Source organism: Comamonas kerstersii (assembly GCF_008801935.1).
In the GTDB taxonomy this organism is placed as follows: domain Bacteria; phylum Pseudomonadota; class Gammaproteobacteria; order Burkholderiales; family Burkholderiaceae_C; genus Comamonas; species Comamonas kerstersii.
On sequence record NZ_VZOT01000024.1, the window covers coordinates 1 to 15,847 of the forward strand.

Genomic DNA, 15,847 nt, shown 5'->3' on the forward strand with positions numbered 1-15,847 from the left:
CAGCGCCCATGCAGCAAGCGCTAACAGCTATGAATTTGCTACTCACTCCCTCTCCCGCTTGCGGGAGAGGGCAGGGGTGAGGGGGTAGTGAACTCCTTCCCCCGCTGGGGGAAGGCAGGGATGGGGGGCCGCGCCTGCAAATAAAGAGAAATATGGCTCCAGCACCCAGGCAGCAAGCGCTGAAAGCTATGTATTTTTATGCAGCGCGATAGATCAGGCAGAGCTTGTGCCCCGCCGGGTCGCGCACATAGGCGGAGTACATGCGCATGCCGCCGCGCTCGCGCCAGCCGGTGGGGTCTTCGATCTGGGTGCCGCCGTGGGCCAGGGCTGCTGCCACTGCGGCATCTACCTGCTCGGGGGAGACCGCCGTCAGCCCCAGCGTAAAGCCGTTGTAGTGGGTGGAAGGCTGCCCGTCGCGCGGATGCGCCACCATCAGCCGCATGCCGTGGTGTGTCAGGTCCCGGATGATTACCAAATTTCGCCAACCGTGCTAACGGTTTACGGGAAAAATTTGACATTTCGGGGTTTTTTGTTGCAGTACACCATGCACGGCGGGTAAGCGCTTGCTTCCAGCCACGCCGTGACGCGGCCTGAAGGTGTGCTGTGGCGGTGTGGCTGGCGGGAATTACTGCAGGCCATCACCCGCCAGTTGGCGTTGCAGCTTGGGGGCGATGCCCAGTGCGCACTGCTTGGGCGAGATGCCGGTGTGGGTGCGGAACAACCGGCTGAAGTGGCTGAGGTTGGCAAAGCCGCAGCTGATGGCGGTTTCGGTGACGCTGGTGCCGCGTTGCAGCATGGTGATGGCAACGTCGAGCCGGATGCGGGTCAGGCAGGCATAGACCGAGCAGCCATACATGGCATGGAAGCCCGACTGCAGGCGTTTTTCGTTCAGGCCCACGGCGCGGGCCAGGGTTTGCACGGTCCAGTCCTGGTCATAGCTCTTCTCCAGAAGCGCGCGAGCGTCGATCAGGTGGGGTCTGTCAGCAGGCACCGGCAGTACAACCTGTTGCGCTGCAAGGTTTTCACGCAGGAAGCAGGCGATGGCCTCGAACGCCTTGGCACGCAGGTACAGGTCGCGTGAGATGCAGGGACCGGGATAAATGCAGCCAAAGCCCAGCAGGTCGCACGCGATACGCTGCAGGCCGCTGGAGGCCGGCATGACACCGAGGAAGGCGTCGATGTGCGACTGATCGCCAGCCACGGTGCAGATGCGGCTGCGCAAGTCGTCCATCTGCAGGCCGGTCAGGCCAGCCATGGCGGTTTGCGGCATGTGGATGTTGACCATGCGGAAGGCACCTTCAGACTGGCCGTCGAGCACGTCCCAGCCTTTGGCGTATGAGCCTGTCGCCATCATGATGGCTGATCCCGCCTTGGCATCGAGCACGGCACCATCATCGAAGGCGGCCTGCATGCGGCCTTCGAGCAAGATGTTCACACTGAAGGCCGATGGCCCTTCTGCCTGAAATGCCCATTTGCTGCCTGGGCGGCCATTGATGCAACTGATGCACAACCCTTCGCAGGGTTGATACATGTGCACCGCGTGCCGCCAATCTTCGTGTACGTGGTCCAGCCCTTCTTCTGGCAGTTTGCCTGGATCAAGGGCTGGTTGGCCGGACACTATCTCTGCGTTCCCCGCCATAAAAATTTCCTGAAAACATCAAATTTTTTCCGTAAACCGTTAGCGCCATTTTCCAGTTGGCGTAATGATAATCAATATCAATATTACCTATCTTATCGCTAAATATACAAGATAGACATTGGCAATTGTGATTTACCCGCATCTAGCCCATGACAAAAGCCTTAATCAGGCCACGGACTTTTTCAGTATGTCGATTTCTTCCCTAGTTCCGTCGCGCCTGAGTGCGCGGCAGGTTTTACCTGCTATTGCAGGCATCTATATCAGCCAGACGATTATTACGGCCTTAACTACCCAGGCACTGCCTTCGCTGTTGCGCGATGCCGGAGCTTCGTTGCAAGTGGCGGGGTTAACTGCTCTGCTATGGATACCTTGGGGGCTGCGTTTTCTGTGGGCGCCAGCGGTGGAACGCTGGCGTTTGCCTGCCGGCCAACTGACGCGGCATTCACGGACACTGGTCTTGACAGGCCAATGGTTGATTGCGGCGGTATTGCTGCTGTTGGGGTTGGCGGCGCTGGGTGGGGTTCTCTCGCTGTCTGGGCATGCCGGATGGATTCTGGGCGGCTTGTTGCTGGCGGCCTTGGTGGCCGCAACCACGGACGTGGCCAGCGACGGCTTTACGGTTGAGCAGCTTGCCAGCCAGCAGCGCGGCTGGGGCAATGTTGCCCAGGTGGGTGGCAGCTATGTCGGGGCGATGCTGGGGGCTGGGGGATTCCTGTTGGTGGCCGGATCGGCAGGATGGCCATGGGCACTCATGGCCGCCAGCCTGGCGGTATTGCTGCTGAGCATACCGATGCTGCTCTTGCGTGAGCCGCCCCGTGATAGAGCCTTGGCTGTCGGTCACCGTCCTGGGCTGATGCATGCGCTGCGCCGGCCTGAGATACGCATCGGTCTGGTGTTGATGCTGCTCTCCAGCGTAGGGGTGCGCTTGACGCTGGGGATGTTCGGCCCATTCCTGCTCGATAAGGGCTTGAGCCTGGAGCAATTGGGCTGGTTGTTTGGCTCCCTGCATATTGGTGCTGGGCTGACCGGGGCTTTTCTGGGCGGCATTCTGGTACGCACCGCCCCAGGCTGGCGAGCGGTGTGGATTGCGGTGGGCTTGAAAGCACTGGTTCTAGCTGCTTTGACTCTCGCGGCCCCCATGGCTTCCCTGACGGTGTTGATGGTGCTGGTGGGACTGATGTTCGCGGTGCTGGGCTTTGTCTGGGTCGCGCTTTACTCAGCGCTGATGGGGCTGACTTCGCCCTTGCAGTCGGGTGTGGATTTCACCCTGTTCCAGAGTGCTGATGCCTTGCTTGCGGTGGCAGGCGGTGTGGCCGGAGGCTGGCTGTCCCAACATCTTGGATACGAAGTGTGCTTCGGACTGGCGGCGGCTTCAGCCGTGGTCGCGGTACTGGTAGTCAGGCGCAAGGCGCCTTCCCTGGATGACAAAGCGAGGGGGCTTACGGCATATGAGTGAGGGTAATTTCCGAGCGGTTCCGGGTGTCTGGTCCATCATGCGGCCTGTGCAGGGCCAGATCCGTCTGGCCATGACCTTGGCGGGACTTGCAGCCGCCTGTGCCCTGGGGGCCTTGTGCGCGCTGGCGTGGGGCGTGCATGCCTTGTTGACTGCCCCCGGCCAGTGGCCTTGGACAGCCTTGTCGCTGGCGGTCGTGCTGACGGTGCTGGCGTACGTTCTGCGGCTGACGGCATTCAACCGCTCGCATTTCGCCGCGTTTGAGCTGGAAACCCGCTTGCGTACCGATCTTTCCGAGCATCTGGCGCGGGTGCCGTTGGGCTATGTGCAGCAAACCGGCTCCGGTGCCTTGACCAAGGTGATGATGGATGATGTCAAGGCGCTGCATGTGTTTGTGGCCGACAGCACGCCTTTGTATGCGCGGGCTTATGTCTCGCCGCTACTGACCTTCGCGCTGCTGTGGTGGCTGGATTGGCGGCTGGCCCTGGCGGCTACAGCGGTGCTGGCGGTCGGCATGGCGGTGGTGTCGCTGGCCATGCGCGGCAGCGGCGAGATGATGCAGCGTTACCACGCCGCCAGCGAGAACGTGAGCAAGGCTGTGGTGGAGTATGTGCAGGCCATGCCAGTGGTGCGTACCTTCGACACTGGCACAACCACGTTCCAGCGTTACCAGCAGGCACTCAATGCCTTCGTCGAGGTGGTGTTGCAGTGGTACCGGATGGCCGGTGTGTCGTCGCGCCTGTCGATGGCCATCCTCAATCCGCTGCCCACCCTGGCGGTGCTGGTGTGGCTGGGCGGCTGGCTGATCAGCCGTGACGCGCTGGCGGTTTCGACCTGGTTGGCAGTACTGCTGGTGGGCACGGGCATGGCCGAATCGCTGCTGCCGCTGATGTCGCTCAAGCATCTGGTCGCCAAGACGCAGATGAGCATCCACCGCATCCACGAAGTCATGGCCGAGCCGGAGCTGCCGGTGGTGGACATTGCCCAGGCCAAGGTGCCTCGGGATGCCAGTGTGCGTTTCGAGCACGTGGATTTTCGCTATACGGCTGATGGCGAGCGGGTTCTGCACGGTGTGAGCTTCGAGGCACCTCAAGGCAGTGTCACGGCATTGGTCGGCCCTTCGGGTGCGGGAAAGACGACGGTGGCGCGGCTGATTCCGCGCTTCTGGGACGTGAGTTCTGGCTGTATTCGGGTGGGGGGCGTGGATGTGCGCGAGATGCTGCCCGAGGTCTTGATGCAGCAGGTGGCTTTCGTGTTTCAGGACACGTTTCTGTTTGCCGACTCCATCGCCAACAACATCCGCCTGGGTCTGGGGGCCGCGACCATGGATGAAGTCATTACCGCCGCCAAGGCGGCCCAGGCCCATGATTTCATCATGGCCTTGCCGCAAGGCTATGACACTCCCGCAGGCGAGCGGGGTGTATTTCTCTCCGGCGGGCAACGCCAGCGCATCACCATCGCCCGCGCTATTTTGCAGAACCGGCCCATTCTGGTGCTGGACGAGGCCACGGCCTTTGCCGACCCAGAAAACGAGGCGGCACTGGTGGCGGCACTGTCGAACCTGATGCACGGCAAGACGGTGCTGATGGTGGCGCACCGGTTATCGACCATCCGGGATGCCGACCAGATTCTGGTATTCGACCAGGGGCGGCTGGCCGAACAAGGCAGGCACGATGCGCTGGTGGCACAGGGCGGCGTGTATGAGCGGCTATGGCACAACTATGAAACAGCGCAGAACTGGTCGCTGGCAGGAGTCATGGCATGAGTACACAGCAACCTACGCCGAAGACCGCGCCCAGGATCACGCCACTGCGCGAGACCTGGCAGCAACTGATGAGCAGTGCCCGCAGCCGCGCCCCCCAATTGCGGGCCAGCCTGATCGGGCTGGGCCTGGCTGCTGCCCTGCAAGGCCTGGCACTGGCATGCCTGATGCCCTTGTTCCAGGCACTGATTCCGCAGGCGGATTGGACTGCCGCTTGGCCCTGGCTGCTCGCGATGACGGCATTGATGCTGGCAAGCACGGCAGTGCGTTGGTGGGCCCAGGGCTTCGATTACCGGGGCGACATGGTGCACAACACCCATGAACTGCGCACCGAGCTGGGCGAGCAATTGCGGCGGATTCCGCTGGAGGTCTTGCAGGACAAACGCACTGGCGCGGTGAATGCCACGTTGCTGGGCAATGTGGACGAGACGCTGAGCTATATCCTGACCGTTGCCAATATGATGACCACCGCCCTGGTCACGCCGGTGGTGGTGGCTCTGGCAGCCCTGTGGTTCGACTGGCGCATGGGGCTGATTCTACTGCTGGTGTTTCCGCTGCTGATTCCACTGTACCGCTGGCGGCGTCCGGCCTTCGGGCGCGGCATGCGCATGCTGGCCGATGCCAACGAGCGCACCAGCAGCGATATTCTGGAGTACACCCAGGGTCTGTCGGTACTGCGGTCGGCGTGTTGTGTCGGTGAGCATGCCGTGAGCCTGCAAGCCAGTTTCAAGCACCTGGAAATGATCCAGACCATCGGCCAGAAGAAAGGCGCCAAGCCGAACCTGATCCTGGCAACCGTCATGGAGTTGGCCATCCTGCTGGTGGTGTTCGCTGGCACCCTGCTGGTCGTGCAAGGTTCGCTGGATGTCGCCATTCTGGCGGCCTTGATGGTGATTGTGGTTCGTTTTGCCGAGCCGCTGGCGACCTTTGTGCTGTACGCCAAGGTGATCGACCTGATCGAGGCCGCGCTGGGCAAGATCAATGCCCTGCTGGCCGTCGCGCCCTTGCCCCAGCAATCGCCCGAGCAGATGCCAAAGACTTTTGAGGTGGCCTTCGAGGGAGTGCGTTTTGGTTATGCCAGTGCCGAGCAGCCCACGCTGCGCGATCTGGATGCCCACTTGCCCGCCCGCAGCCTGACGGCCTTGGTTGGCCCTTCAGGCAGTGGCAAGACCACGGTGACGCGTTTGCTGATGCGCCATGCCGACCCGCAGGCTGGGGCCATCACCATCGGTGGCGTGGATATCCGCGCCATCGCGCCGGAGCAGCTCAATGCGCTGATTTCCGTGGTGTTCCAGGACGTGTACCTGTTCGATGACACCATCCTGGCCAACATCCGCATGGCCCGGCCCGACGCCAGCGATGCAGAGGTCGAGGCCGCTGCCCGTGCGGCCCATTGCCATGAGTTCGTCACGCGCTTGCCCGAGGGCTACACCACACGCGTGGGCGACATCGGTGGGCGGCTCTCGGGGGGCGAGCGTCAGCGCATCAGCATTGCGCGGGCCATGCTTAAGAACGCTCCCATCGTCATCCTCGACGAGCCTACCGCCGCGCTGGATACCGAGAGCGAAGTGGCGGTGCAGACCGCCATTGATGCGCTGGTGCGTGAGCGCACGGTGATCGTGATTGCCCACCGCCTATCAACCATTGCCGCTGCCGACCAGATTCTGGTGATCGACGATGGACAAGTGGTCGAGGCCGGCAGGCATGCCGATCTGCTGTCCTGTAAGGGCCGTTACGCCCGCATGTGGCAGGCCCAGCAGAGTGCCAAGAACTGGCATGCCAGCCGCGATACGCGGTCAAATTTTGACTTAGCAGGAGATTGAACCATGCCCCCCTTCAAATTGCATCTTCTCAGCCTGGCGCTGATTTCGCTCCATTCCCTGGCAGGAATGGCTACTGCACAAGCGCAAGACGTGGCGACAGACGCCGGGGATGTTCAGTCGCTTGCTCCTGTGGTGGTGTCGGCCAGCAAACGCGGCGAAACCCTGGATCAGCTCAACGGTGCCGCCAGTGTGGCCGACCGCCTGGCCCTGGACGATGCCCAGGTGAGTTCGACTCTGGAGCTGGACCGGGTCTTTCCCGAGTTGTACATGTCGCACAGCGCGACATTCCTGTTCCCTATCATCACGCTGCGCGGGGTGACATCTGCCCAGGACTTCTACAACCCGGCCTTGACGGTTTATGTGGATGGCGTGCCGCAACTGCCGACCTTTGCCGCCCAGTCGTTGCTGGGGGTTGAGCAGGTGGAACTGCTCAAGGGGCCACAGGGCACGTTGTATGGCAAAAGCGCCCAGGGCGGCGTGCTCAATATTGTTTCTCACAAGCCGGACAACACACCGCAGTTCGCCGCCCGCGCCGGAGTGTCGAGTCGCGATGGCTATCAGGTGCAGGCAGAGGGTTCCGGGCCACTGGTCGAGGATCTGCTGTACGGCTCGGTGTCGCTACTGGGCAATGATGTCAATGGGGATATTCGCAGTGACGTGATCGGCAGTGACAAGCTGGGTGGCGTGCGTTCGCGGGCTGGCAACGTGAAACTGCGCCTGGCACCGACCGGCAGCCCATGGGAGTTGGGCCTGAGTGGCGGGCGCGATTGTGCGACGGGTGATCAGGAGGTCTATACCCTGTTCGACGACTACAAATCACGCAGAGCCTATGTGTCGCCCAATCTGCCAGAGGCCTACCGGGATTACCGCCAGAAGCGCTGCGCCAACAGTTTCGCCGCCAACGGACAGTACGACTTCGACCAATGGCGTGTGAATGTGATCGCCAGCAGCCAGCGTGTGCATACCTCGCGCCACTGGCCGATCGACATTTATTTCCCGCAGTTCTCCGAGCACTGGAAGCAAAACACCCAGGAAGTACGCCTGTCGACACGGGCGAATGAGACGGGTGGTGCCTCTCCTCGCGCCTGGGATGCCGTGTTCGGCCTGTACCGCCAGGAAGTGGATATGTCGCGGGGTTATCAGTTCGACATGGTGGTGCCCAGTCTGTATCGGGTCGTGGATTCTGCATCGACCAACCGCACCGAGTCCCTGGCGGCTTATGGGGATGTGACCTGGCACCTCACCTCCAAGGCGGATATCACGACCGGCCTGCGTTTCACTCGGGATGAAGCCCGAACCCGTTTCGACGGCGAGCAGATGGGCAATGGCTTCCAGGGCCAGGCGTCGTCGAGCCAGAACACCTGGCTGGGGCACGTTGCCGCTGGCTATCAGTTTGCACCGCAGTGGCGTGGCTACATCAACGTGGCGCAGGGTTACAAGCCGCTGGGCTACAACCTGGCCCCTTCCAGTGTGGATGATGCCAAGGGCTATGGCCGCGAGCGCTCAATCAGCTACGAGGCCGGTGTGCGCTATTCCGCCGATACGCTGCGCGCCAGCATGGCCGTCTACCGCGTGGACAGCAAGGACGTGCAGCTTTATGGCGATGGTGACGTGGGCAACCAGACCTTGCGCAACGTCGGTGACACCCGCTCGGTTGGCGTGGAGTTCAATACCGAGTGGGATATCACCCGACAGTGGACGCTCAGTGCCGGCGGCTTTGTGAATGACGCCACGTTCCGCCGCTTCGAGGATTCCAGCGCCTGCACCGGCTGCAAGCACAACGACGTGCCAATGGCACCTCGTTATGGCCTGACCTTGGCCGCCAAGGGCAATGTACGCGTGGGTGACACGGTATTGCGACCACAGCTCTCAGTGCGCCGTACCGGAGCACATTACTTCGACAGCGCCAATACCCTGCGCCAGAACGCCTATACCGTGGTGGATGCCGGGCTGGCCTGGAGTCCGACCAGCAATCTGGAATTGATGCTCTACGCCCAGAATCTGACCGACAAGGCCTACCGGACCTATGGCTTCTCCTACGGGGCAACCGGCAATTTCGCTCAGGTGGCACCAGGCCGGACCGTGGGGCTGACGGCAACCTATATGTACTGATGCAGGCATGAGTGCAAGCCTTTGCTTCATTTGGACTGCACTCATGCCCTAGATCACGATCGACAACACCTTTGATGAACACATCGGATATGGAGGCTAAGGAACCTCTGCATAACTCGATTTCAAGCGTGATCGTGCTTGAACGAGTGTGATGTTCCCTTGCCCCTGGCACTCAAGATGCCCGCGTTTCGCGGGCATCTTGCTTTTTATGCACCCACACCAGGCTTGGATTGGCTGTTTTTCAGCAAACGGCCACGGGCCATCCACAAGTTCGCCAAGGCAAACAGGGTATGCAATTGCTGCGTATTCTTTCTCAAGCCTCGGTAGCGAACTTTGACGTGGCCAAACTGACGCTTGATGACTCTGAATGGGTGTTCGACCTTGGCCCGGATCTTGGACTTCACCTGCTCAAGCGGCTCTTGCAGGGCTGATATCGGGTGCTGATGATCTAGCGCCTTGCGCTGGCTGCGCTTCATGGCGATATGCCATTGGAATTTGCGCTCAGGTTCTGGCGTTGGCATGTCGGGACGTTTGTCTGCGCCTTGGTAGCCAGCATCTCCATAGCCATCAACCTCTTTTCCATGCAGCAGGCTGTTGGCTTCAACGACATCATTGACGTTGGCAGATGTGCCCCGCACGGTATGCACCAAGCCAGAGTCCGTATCCACGCCAATATGGGCCTTCATGCCGAAGTACCACTGGTTGCCCTTCTTGGTCTGGTGCATCTCTGGATCACGAGATTTGGTGCTGTTTTTGGTTGAGCTGGGCGCTGCAATCAGCGTGGCATCCACGATGGTTCCCGTGCGAAGCAGCAGCTTTTTACGCTCCAGCAAGTCCGTGATGAACCTAAAAAAACGCTGCACCAGGCAGCGTTTTTTATTGTGCGCAGCGGCAATCAGGCAGCTTTGGCCTGGGCCAGCAGGGTGTCAGCACCCGAGACTTCAAACTTGCCAGGGCCTTCCACGTTCAGCGTCACCACTTTGCCATCCTTGACCAGCATGGAGTAACGGTTGCTGCGCAGACCCAGGCCCTTGCCATTCAAGTCCAGCGTCAGGCCCAGCGCCTTGGCCAGTGCGGCATCGCCGTCGGCAATCATGCGCACCTTGCCCGTGGCCTTCTGGTCACGGCCCCAGGCTCCCATCACAAAGGCGTCATTGACGGCCACACACCAGATCTCATCCACACCAGCAGCCTTGAACGCATCTGCCTGCTCGATATAGCCAGGCAGGTGGCGCTCGGAGCAAGTCGGCGTAAAGGCACCGGGCACGGCAAACAGGGCAATCGTCTTGCCAGCCAGTGCAGCAGGCAGCTCGACGGGGTTAGGGCCGATGCTGCAGCCATTGCCCTCTACCTCTACGTACTCCATCAGCTTCACTGCGGGCAGCGTATCTCCAACCTTGATCATGTTGTGTCCTCCAATGACGGTTCAAAAATGGCTTTACCTGTTTTCCCGGCATCACGCACAGGTCAGGCCAGAAAACAAAAAAGCGACCCACATTGTGGGTCGCTTTTGAAGACTATGCAGTCAAAGCAGTTGAATGCTTAGAGCAGGCCAGCCTTTTGCACCAAGCGGGTAGCCACCCAGTTCTTGGTCTTGGACAGAGGACGGCTTTCGGTGATCTCGATGGTATCGCCCATCTTGAATTCACCGTTTTCGTCATGAGCGTGGTACTTCGAGGACTTCACCACGATCTTGCCGTAGATGGGGTGCATCACGCGACGCTCCACCAACACGGTCACTGTCTTAGCGCGCTTGTCGCTCACCACCTTGCCAACCAAGGTGCGCTTGAGGGATGTTTTAGCTTCCGTCATGTCGGCTCCTTACTTGGCGGCTTGCTTTTCAGCAAGAATGGTCTTCGCACGAGCGATCGAACGGCGAGTCGCGCGCAGCGTTGCTGTGTTCGACAGCTGTTGCGTGGCCTTTTGCATACGCAGGCTGAAGTGAGCCTTTTGCAGGGACTTCACTTCGGCTTCCAGAGCGGCCACGTCTTTTTGGCGGAGTTCAGCAGCTTTAGTCATGTGATCTCTCCTTATTCACCAACGTGACGGGCAACGAAGGTCGTACGCAGAGGCAGCTTTGCAGCAGCCAGGCGGAACGCTTCACGAGCCAGCTCTTCAGACACACCCACGATTTCGTAGATGATCTTGCCGGGCTGGATTTCGGCAACGTAGTACTCGGGGTTACCCTTACCGTTACCCATACGCACTTCAGCAGGCTTAGTGGAGATGGGTTTGTCGGGGAACACACGAATCCAGATACGGCCGCCACGCTTCACGTGACGAGAAATCGCACGACGTGCGGCTTCGATCTGACGAGCTGTCAGACGGCCACGGTCGGTAGACTTCAGACCGAAATCGCCGAAAGCAACAGAGTTGCCACGGGTGGCGATACCGGTGTTGCGGCCTTTGTGTTCCTTACGGAACTTGCGGCGTGCAGGTTGCAGCATGTTTATTCTCCTTTACCGTCCGCTGCTGTAGCGGGCGCGTCAGTCTTGCGAACGCGCTTAACGGAATCAGCGCCAGCGGCTGCAGCCTTGTCGCTGCCGTCCACAGGAGCCTGGTTACCACCGGCAGGACGACGTGCGCCACGGCCAGCGCCGTCACGACGACCGTCGCGGCGACCACCGCGAGGACGACGCTCGTCTTCACGGGGAGTTTCAACGGCGGGCAGGTCATTGCGGCCCAGGGTGTTGCCCTTGTAGACCCAAACCTTCACGCCGATGATGCCGTAGGTAGTTTGTGCTTCAGAGAAGCCGTAGTCGATATCAGCACGCAGAGTGTGCAGAGGCACGCGGCCTTCGCGGTACCACTCGGTACGGGCAATTTCGATACCGTTCAGACGGCCCGACGACATGATCTTGATGCCTTGAGCACCCAGACGCATAGCGTTCTGCATCGCGCGCTTCATGGCGCGACGGAACATGATGCGCTTTTCCAGCTGCTGGCAGATGGAGTCAGCGATCAGCTTGGCATCGAGTTCGGGCTTGCGCACTTCTTCGATGTTCACTGCGACTGGCACGCCCAGGCGAGTAGCGAGTTCCTTCTTCAGGTTCTCGATGTCTTCGCCCTTCTTGCCGATCACAACACCAGGACGTGCGGAGAAGATCGTGATACGTGCGTTCTTTGCAGGACGCTCGATCAGCACGCGTGCAACAGCAGCGTTCTTCAGCTTGGCCTTCAGGTACTCGCGAACCTTGATGTCTTCAGCCAGCATGCCGGCGAAGTCACGGTTGCTAGCGTACCAACGGCTAGCCCAGTTACGGCTCACAGCAAGGCGGAAGCCGGTAGGATGGATTTTCTGTCCCATATTCTTCCTCTTGGCCTCAGTTACCGACTGTCACGTAGATGTGGCAGGTAGGCTTGCTGATGCGGTTGCCGCGGCCCTTAGCGCGCGCGGTGAAACGCTTGAGCGTTGTACCTTGCTCGACGTAGATGGTCTTGACCTTCAGTTCGTCGATGTCAGCACCGTCGTTGTGCTCAGCATTAGCGATAGCGGACTCCAGCACCTTCTTCACGATCACAGCAGCTTTCTTCTGTGTGAAAGTCAAGATGTTCAGGGCTTGATCCACCTTCTTGCCGCGGATCAGGTCCGCGACCAGGCGACCCTTGTCAACCGACAAGCGGACGCCACGGAGGACTGCACGTGTTTCAGACATGGTCATTCCTTACTTCTTGGCCTTCTTGTCGGCGGGGTGACCCTTGAAGGTACGAGTCAGAGCGAATTCGCCCAGCTTGTGACCCACCATTTGCTCGGTGATGTAGACAGGCACGTGCTGCTTGCCGTTGTGCACAGCAATGGTCAGACCGATGAACTCGGGCAGAACCATGGAACGACGCGACCATGTCTTGACTGGCTTCTTGTCCTTGGTGGCGATGGCCTTTTCGACCTTGGCTACCAAGTGATGGTCAACAAACGGACCCTTTTTGAGAGAACGAGTCATTTGCTACCCCTTACTTTTTACGACGCGACACAATCATGTTTTGTGTGCGCTTGTTGTTACGGGTGCGGTAGCCCTTCGTCAGGTTGCCCCATGGGTCAACTGCGTGACGGCCTTCGCCAGTCTTACCTTCACCACCACCATGTGGGTGGTCGATTGGGTTCATAGCAGTACCGCGGACGGTAGGACGAATACCCATCCAACGCTTCACACCGGCCTTACCGAAACGGCGCAGGCTGTGTTCTTCGTTGGCAACTTCACCGATAGTGGCGCGGCATTCGATATGAATCTTGCGCACTTCGCCAGAACGCATACGCACTTGAGCGTACACGCCTTCGCGGGCCAGCAGCGTAGCGGATGCACCAGCGGAACGAGCGATTTGAGCGCCGCCTGCGGGTTGCAGTTCGATACAGTGGATGGTCGAACCCACGGGGATGTTGCGGATAGGCAGGGTGTTACCAACGCGGATAGGCGCTTCAGAGCCGCTCACGATGGAGGCACCGACTTCCAGGTTACGAGGAGCGATGATGTAGCGACGCTCGCCGTCTGCATAGCACACCAGAGCGATGTGAGCGGAACGGTTAGGGTCGTACTCGATGCGCTCAACCTTGGCGGGGATACCGTCCTTGTTGCGCTTGAAGTCCACCACGCGGTAGTGGTGCTTGTGACCACCGCCCTTGTGGCGAGTTGTGATGTGACCGTTGTTGTTACGACCGGCCTTTTCGGATTGCGCTTCCAGCAGAGGAGCGAAACCAGGGCCCTTGTACAGGTGGTCACGTGTCACCTTCACCGCGCCGCGACGGCCAGGCGAAGTGGGTTTGAGTTTGATAACAGCCATGATTAAGCAGCCTCCCCAGACAGGTTCAGCTCTTGACCGGGCTTCAGGCGAACGTAAGCCTTGCGCACGTTGTCGCGACGGCCCACAGTCTTACCAAAGCGCTTGGTCTTGCCCTTGGTGTTCACCACAGAAACGCCCAGCACTTCAACCTTGAACAGCAGTTCCACTGCAGCCTTGATTTCATGCTTGGTAGCGTTTTGCAGCACCTTGAATGTCACAGCGTTGGACTTTTCAGCGACCATGGTGGCCTTTTCGGACACGATGGGAGCGACCAACACTTGCATCAGACGACCTTCGTCAAACTTGGTAGTGCTCATGCGAACATCTCCTTGAGTTTGTCGATTGCGCCCTTGGTGACGAGCACTTTCTTGAATTGCACCAGAGAAACGGGGTCAGCGTAGCGGGGTTCCACCACGAACACGTTCTTCAGATTGCGAGAAGCCAGGTACAGGTTTTCGTCGATCTCTTCGGCGATCACCATCACCGACGATTGCAGATTCATGGCCTTGAACTTGTCAGCCAGAACCTTCGTCTTCGGAGTCTCAACCTTCAGGGAATCCACAACTGCCAGACGGCCTTCGCGGGCCAGCTGAGACAGGATGGAAGCCATACCGGCGCGGTACATCTTCTTGTTGATCTTCTGCGTGAAGTTTTCTTCAGGCAGGTTAGGGAAGACGCGACCGCCCCCACGCCACAGAGGCGAGGAAGACATACCGGCACGTGCACGGCCAGTACCCTTTTGCTTGAAAGGCTTGGCTGTGGTGTGACGAACTTGCTCACGGTCCTTCTGAGCACGCGTACCTTGACGGCCATTGGCACGGTATGCGGTCACCAGCTGGTGGATCAGGTCTTCGTTGTAAGCACGACCGAAAACGGTTTCAGGCGCATCAATAGTGGATGCGGCTTGTCCTTGTTCATTCAGGAGTTCGAGCTGCATTAGTTCGCTCCCTTGGAAGCTTTAGCCTTGATGGCAGGACGCACCGACACGAAGCCACCCTTCGAGCCAGGAATTGCACCCTTGATCAACAGCAGTTGGCGTGCTTCGTCAATGCGAACCACGTCCAGGTTTTGGGTAGTCACGGTGTCAACGCCCATGTGACCTGTCATGCGCTTACCGGGGAACACGCGACCGGGGTCCTGCGCCATACCGATAGAGCCAGGTACGCGGTGCGAACGGCTGTTACCGTGGGAGTTACGCTGTGCGCCAAAGTTGTGACGCTTGATCGTGCCAGCAAAGCCCTTACCGATAGTCGTGCCTTGCACGTCCACCTTCTGGCCTACGCTGAACAGTTCTGCCACGGGCAGGACAGCGCCTGCTGCGTACTTGGCAGCGATCTCTTCGGTCACGCGGAATTCTTTGGTGACTTCACCGGCTTCAACGCCCGCCTTAGCGAGGTGGCCAGCTTCTGGCTTGGTCACGCGGGATGCCTTGCGTGTACCAAATGTGACTTGCAAAGCCACATAGCCATCGTTCTCTTGGGTTTTCACCTGAGCCACGCGGTTGTTGGACACATCCACCACTGTGACGGGCACGGAATCCCCATCATCAGTGAACAGACGCATCATGCCCACCTTGCGACCCAGCAACCCCAGGGAGTTGCTCAGACTCATTTGTTTGCTCCAAAACTTTCGCCGCTGTAACTGCAATTGGCCCAGCGTTGCACCCAACTCCAATTAGCTTGGAAAGTGCACGAAAGAAGGTTAATAAAACTCCGCCTTATTGCGGCGAAGCTCCAAATTTTAACGCGAACTGCTTTTTCAAGCAAGTTCGCGTTAAAGAAAGACCTTAGAAGGTGTTGCGAACAACACCTCTTAAGTTCTTATTGCAGTTTGATTTCGACGTCTACGCCAGCAGGCAGATCCAGCTTCATCAGAGCGTCAACTGTCTTGTCGGTAGGATCGACGATGTCCATCAGACGCTGGTGAGTGCGGATTTCGAACTGGTCACGCGAAGTCTTGTTCACGTGAGGCGAACGCAGGATGTCGAAGCGCTTCATGCGTGTAGGCAGAGGCACAGGACCCTTGACGATCGCGCCAGTACGCTTGGCGGTGTCAACGATTTCAGCTGCAGACTGGTCGATCAGCTTGTAATCGAAAGCCTTCAGACGGATACGGATTTTTTGCTTAGACATTGTTAATTCCTAGCTTTCCTAAGAATTAGGCAATGATCTTAGCAACCACGCCGGCGCCAACAGTACGACCACCTTCGCGGATAGCGAAACGCAGACCTTCTTCCATAGCGATAGGAGCGATCAGCTTCACAGTGATGGAGACGTTATCGC

General features: G+C 59.3%; 19 protein-coding genes and 1 pseudogene. 4 read left to right on the forward strand and 16 right to left on the reverse strand.

What is annotated here, in order from left to right; genetic code table 11:
* Positions 1 to 196 precede the first annotated feature (196 nt).
* Positions 197 to 475, reverse strand: coding sequence for a VOC family protein (locus F7P80_RS16275; protein WP_151046116.1), 279 nt, complete (start codon positions 473 to 475; stop codon positions 197 to 199).
* A gap of 150 nt (positions 476 to 625) precedes the next feature.
* Positions 626 to 1,639, reverse strand: a complete 1,014-nt coding sequence (locus F7P80_RS16280; protein WP_151046118.1) for a helix-turn-helix transcriptional regulator — start codon at positions 1,637 to 1,639, stop codon at positions 626 to 628.
* A 127-nt stretch (positions 1,640 to 1,766) separates the two neighbouring features.
* Between F7P80_RS16280 and F7P80_RS16285 the strand changes: the two genes are divergently transcribed.
* The 4 genes from F7P80_RS16285 to F7P80_RS16300 all read left to right on the forward strand — a co-directional run bounded on the left by F7P80_RS16285 (position 1,767) and on the right by F7P80_RS16300 (position 8,789).
* Entirely contained in the window at positions 1,767 to 3,095 is a 1,329-nt protein-coding gene (locus tag F7P80_RS16285; protein ID WP_249041510.1) for an MFS transporter, read from the forward strand.
* Entirely contained in the window at positions 3,088 to 4,857 is a 1,770-nt protein-coding gene (locus F7P80_RS16290) for an ABC transporter ATP-binding protein (RefSeq protein ID WP_151046122.1), read from the forward strand. Before F7P80_RS16285 ends, F7P80_RS16290 begins: the two co-directional genes overlap by 8 nt.
* A complete protein-coding gene (locus F7P80_RS16295; RefSeq protein ID WP_151046124.1) occupies positions 4,854 to 6,677 on the forward strand; it encodes an ABC transporter ATP-binding protein in 1,824 nt (607 codons plus the stop codon). The genes F7P80_RS16290 and F7P80_RS16295 overlap by 4 nt, the downstream gene beginning before the upstream one ends.
* A gap of 66 nt (positions 6,678 to 6,743) precedes the next feature.
* Complete coding sequence (locus F7P80_RS16300; protein WP_151046126.1) at positions 6,744 to 8,789, forward strand: TonB-dependent receptor; 2,046 nt, start codon at positions 6,744 to 6,746, stop codon at positions 8,787 to 8,789.
* 206 nt (positions 8,790 to 8,995) lie between these two features.
* On the opposite strand, the pseudogene F7P80_RS16305 reads toward F7P80_RS16300, so the two are convergent.
* The 14 genes and pseudogenes from F7P80_RS16305 to F7P80_RS16370 form a co-directional block, all read right to left on the reverse strand.
* A pseudogene (locus tag F7P80_RS16305) lies at positions 8,996 to 9,655 on the reverse strand (IS5 family transposase); the annotation flags it as partial.
* Positions 9,656 to 9,684: 29 nt separating this feature from the next.
* A complete protein-coding gene (locus F7P80_RS16310) occupies positions 9,685 to 10,194 on the reverse strand; it encodes a peroxiredoxin (protein ID WP_054066592.1) in 510 nt (169 codons plus the stop codon).
* 137 nt (positions 10,195 to 10,331) lie between these two features.
* Positions 10,332 to 10,601: a 30S ribosomal protein S17 gene (gene rpsQ / locus F7P80_RS16315; RefSeq protein WP_058879699.1), complete on the reverse strand. Its 270-nt coding sequence runs from the start codon at positions 10,599 to 10,601 to the stop codon at positions 10,332 to 10,334.
* Between the two features lie 9 nt (positions 10,602 to 10,610).
* Positions 10,611 to 10,808, reverse strand: a complete 198-nt coding sequence (rpmC, locus tag F7P80_RS16320; RefSeq protein WP_054066590.1) for a 50S ribosomal protein L29 — start codon at positions 10,806 to 10,808, stop codon at positions 10,611 to 10,613.
* 11 nt (positions 10,809 to 10,819) lie between these two features.
* Entirely contained in the window at positions 10,820 to 11,236 is a 417-nt protein-coding gene (gene rplP, locus F7P80_RS16325; RefSeq protein WP_054066589.1) for a 50S ribosomal protein L16, read from the reverse strand.
* A 2-nt stretch (positions 11,237 to 11,238) separates the two neighbouring features.
* On the reverse strand, positions 11,239 to 12,096 hold the full coding sequence (gene rpsC / locus F7P80_RS16330; protein WP_054066588.1) for a 30S ribosomal protein S3: 858 nt from the start codon (positions 12,094 to 12,096) through the stop codon (positions 11,239 to 11,241).
* Between the two features lie 16 nt (positions 12,097 to 12,112).
* A complete protein-coding gene (gene rplV, locus F7P80_RS16335; RefSeq protein ID WP_042418925.1) occupies positions 12,113 to 12,445 on the reverse strand; it encodes a 50S ribosomal protein L22 in 333 nt (110 codons plus the stop codon).
* A gap of 9 nt (positions 12,446 to 12,454) precedes the next feature.
* A complete protein-coding gene (gene rpsS, locus F7P80_RS16340; RefSeq protein ID WP_054066587.1) occupies positions 12,455 to 12,730 on the reverse strand; it encodes a 30S ribosomal protein S19 in 276 nt (91 codons plus the stop codon).
* A gap of 10 nt (positions 12,731 to 12,740) precedes the next feature.
* A complete protein-coding gene (rplB, locus tag F7P80_RS16345) occupies positions 12,741 to 13,565 on the reverse strand; it encodes a 50S ribosomal protein L2 (protein WP_151046128.1) in 825 nt (274 codons plus the stop codon).
* Between the two features lie 2 nt (positions 13,566 to 13,567).
* On the reverse strand, positions 13,568 to 13,882 hold the full coding sequence (rplW, locus tag F7P80_RS16350) for a 50S ribosomal protein L23 (RefSeq protein ID WP_054066585.1): 315 nt from the start codon (positions 13,880 to 13,882) through the stop codon (positions 13,568 to 13,570).
* Positions 13,879 to 14,502: a 50S ribosomal protein L4 gene (gene rplD, locus F7P80_RS16355; protein ID WP_054066584.1), complete on the reverse strand. Its 624-nt coding sequence runs from the start codon at positions 14,500 to 14,502 to the stop codon at positions 13,879 to 13,881. The genes rplW and rplD overlap by 4 nt, the downstream gene beginning before the upstream one ends.
* Positions 14,502 to 15,176 carry a 50S ribosomal protein L3 gene (rplC, locus tag F7P80_RS16360; protein ID WP_054066583.1) on the reverse strand — a complete coding sequence of 225 codons (675 nt, stop codon included), beginning with the start codon at positions 15,174 to 15,176 and terminating at the stop codon, positions 14,502 to 14,504. Before rplC ends, rplD begins: the two co-directional genes overlap by 1 nt.
* 209 nt (positions 15,177 to 15,385) lie before the next feature.
* On the reverse strand, positions 15,386 to 15,697 hold the full coding sequence (gene rpsJ / locus F7P80_RS16365; protein WP_003059431.1) for a 30S ribosomal protein S10: 312 nt from the start codon (positions 15,695 to 15,697) through the stop codon (positions 15,386 to 15,388).
* Positions 15,698 to 15,722: 25 nt separating this feature from the next.
* The coding region (locus F7P80_RS16370; protein WP_479723912.1) for an EF-Tu C-terminal domain-related protein at positions 15,723 to 15,847 on the reverse strand (125 nt) is incomplete at its 5' end.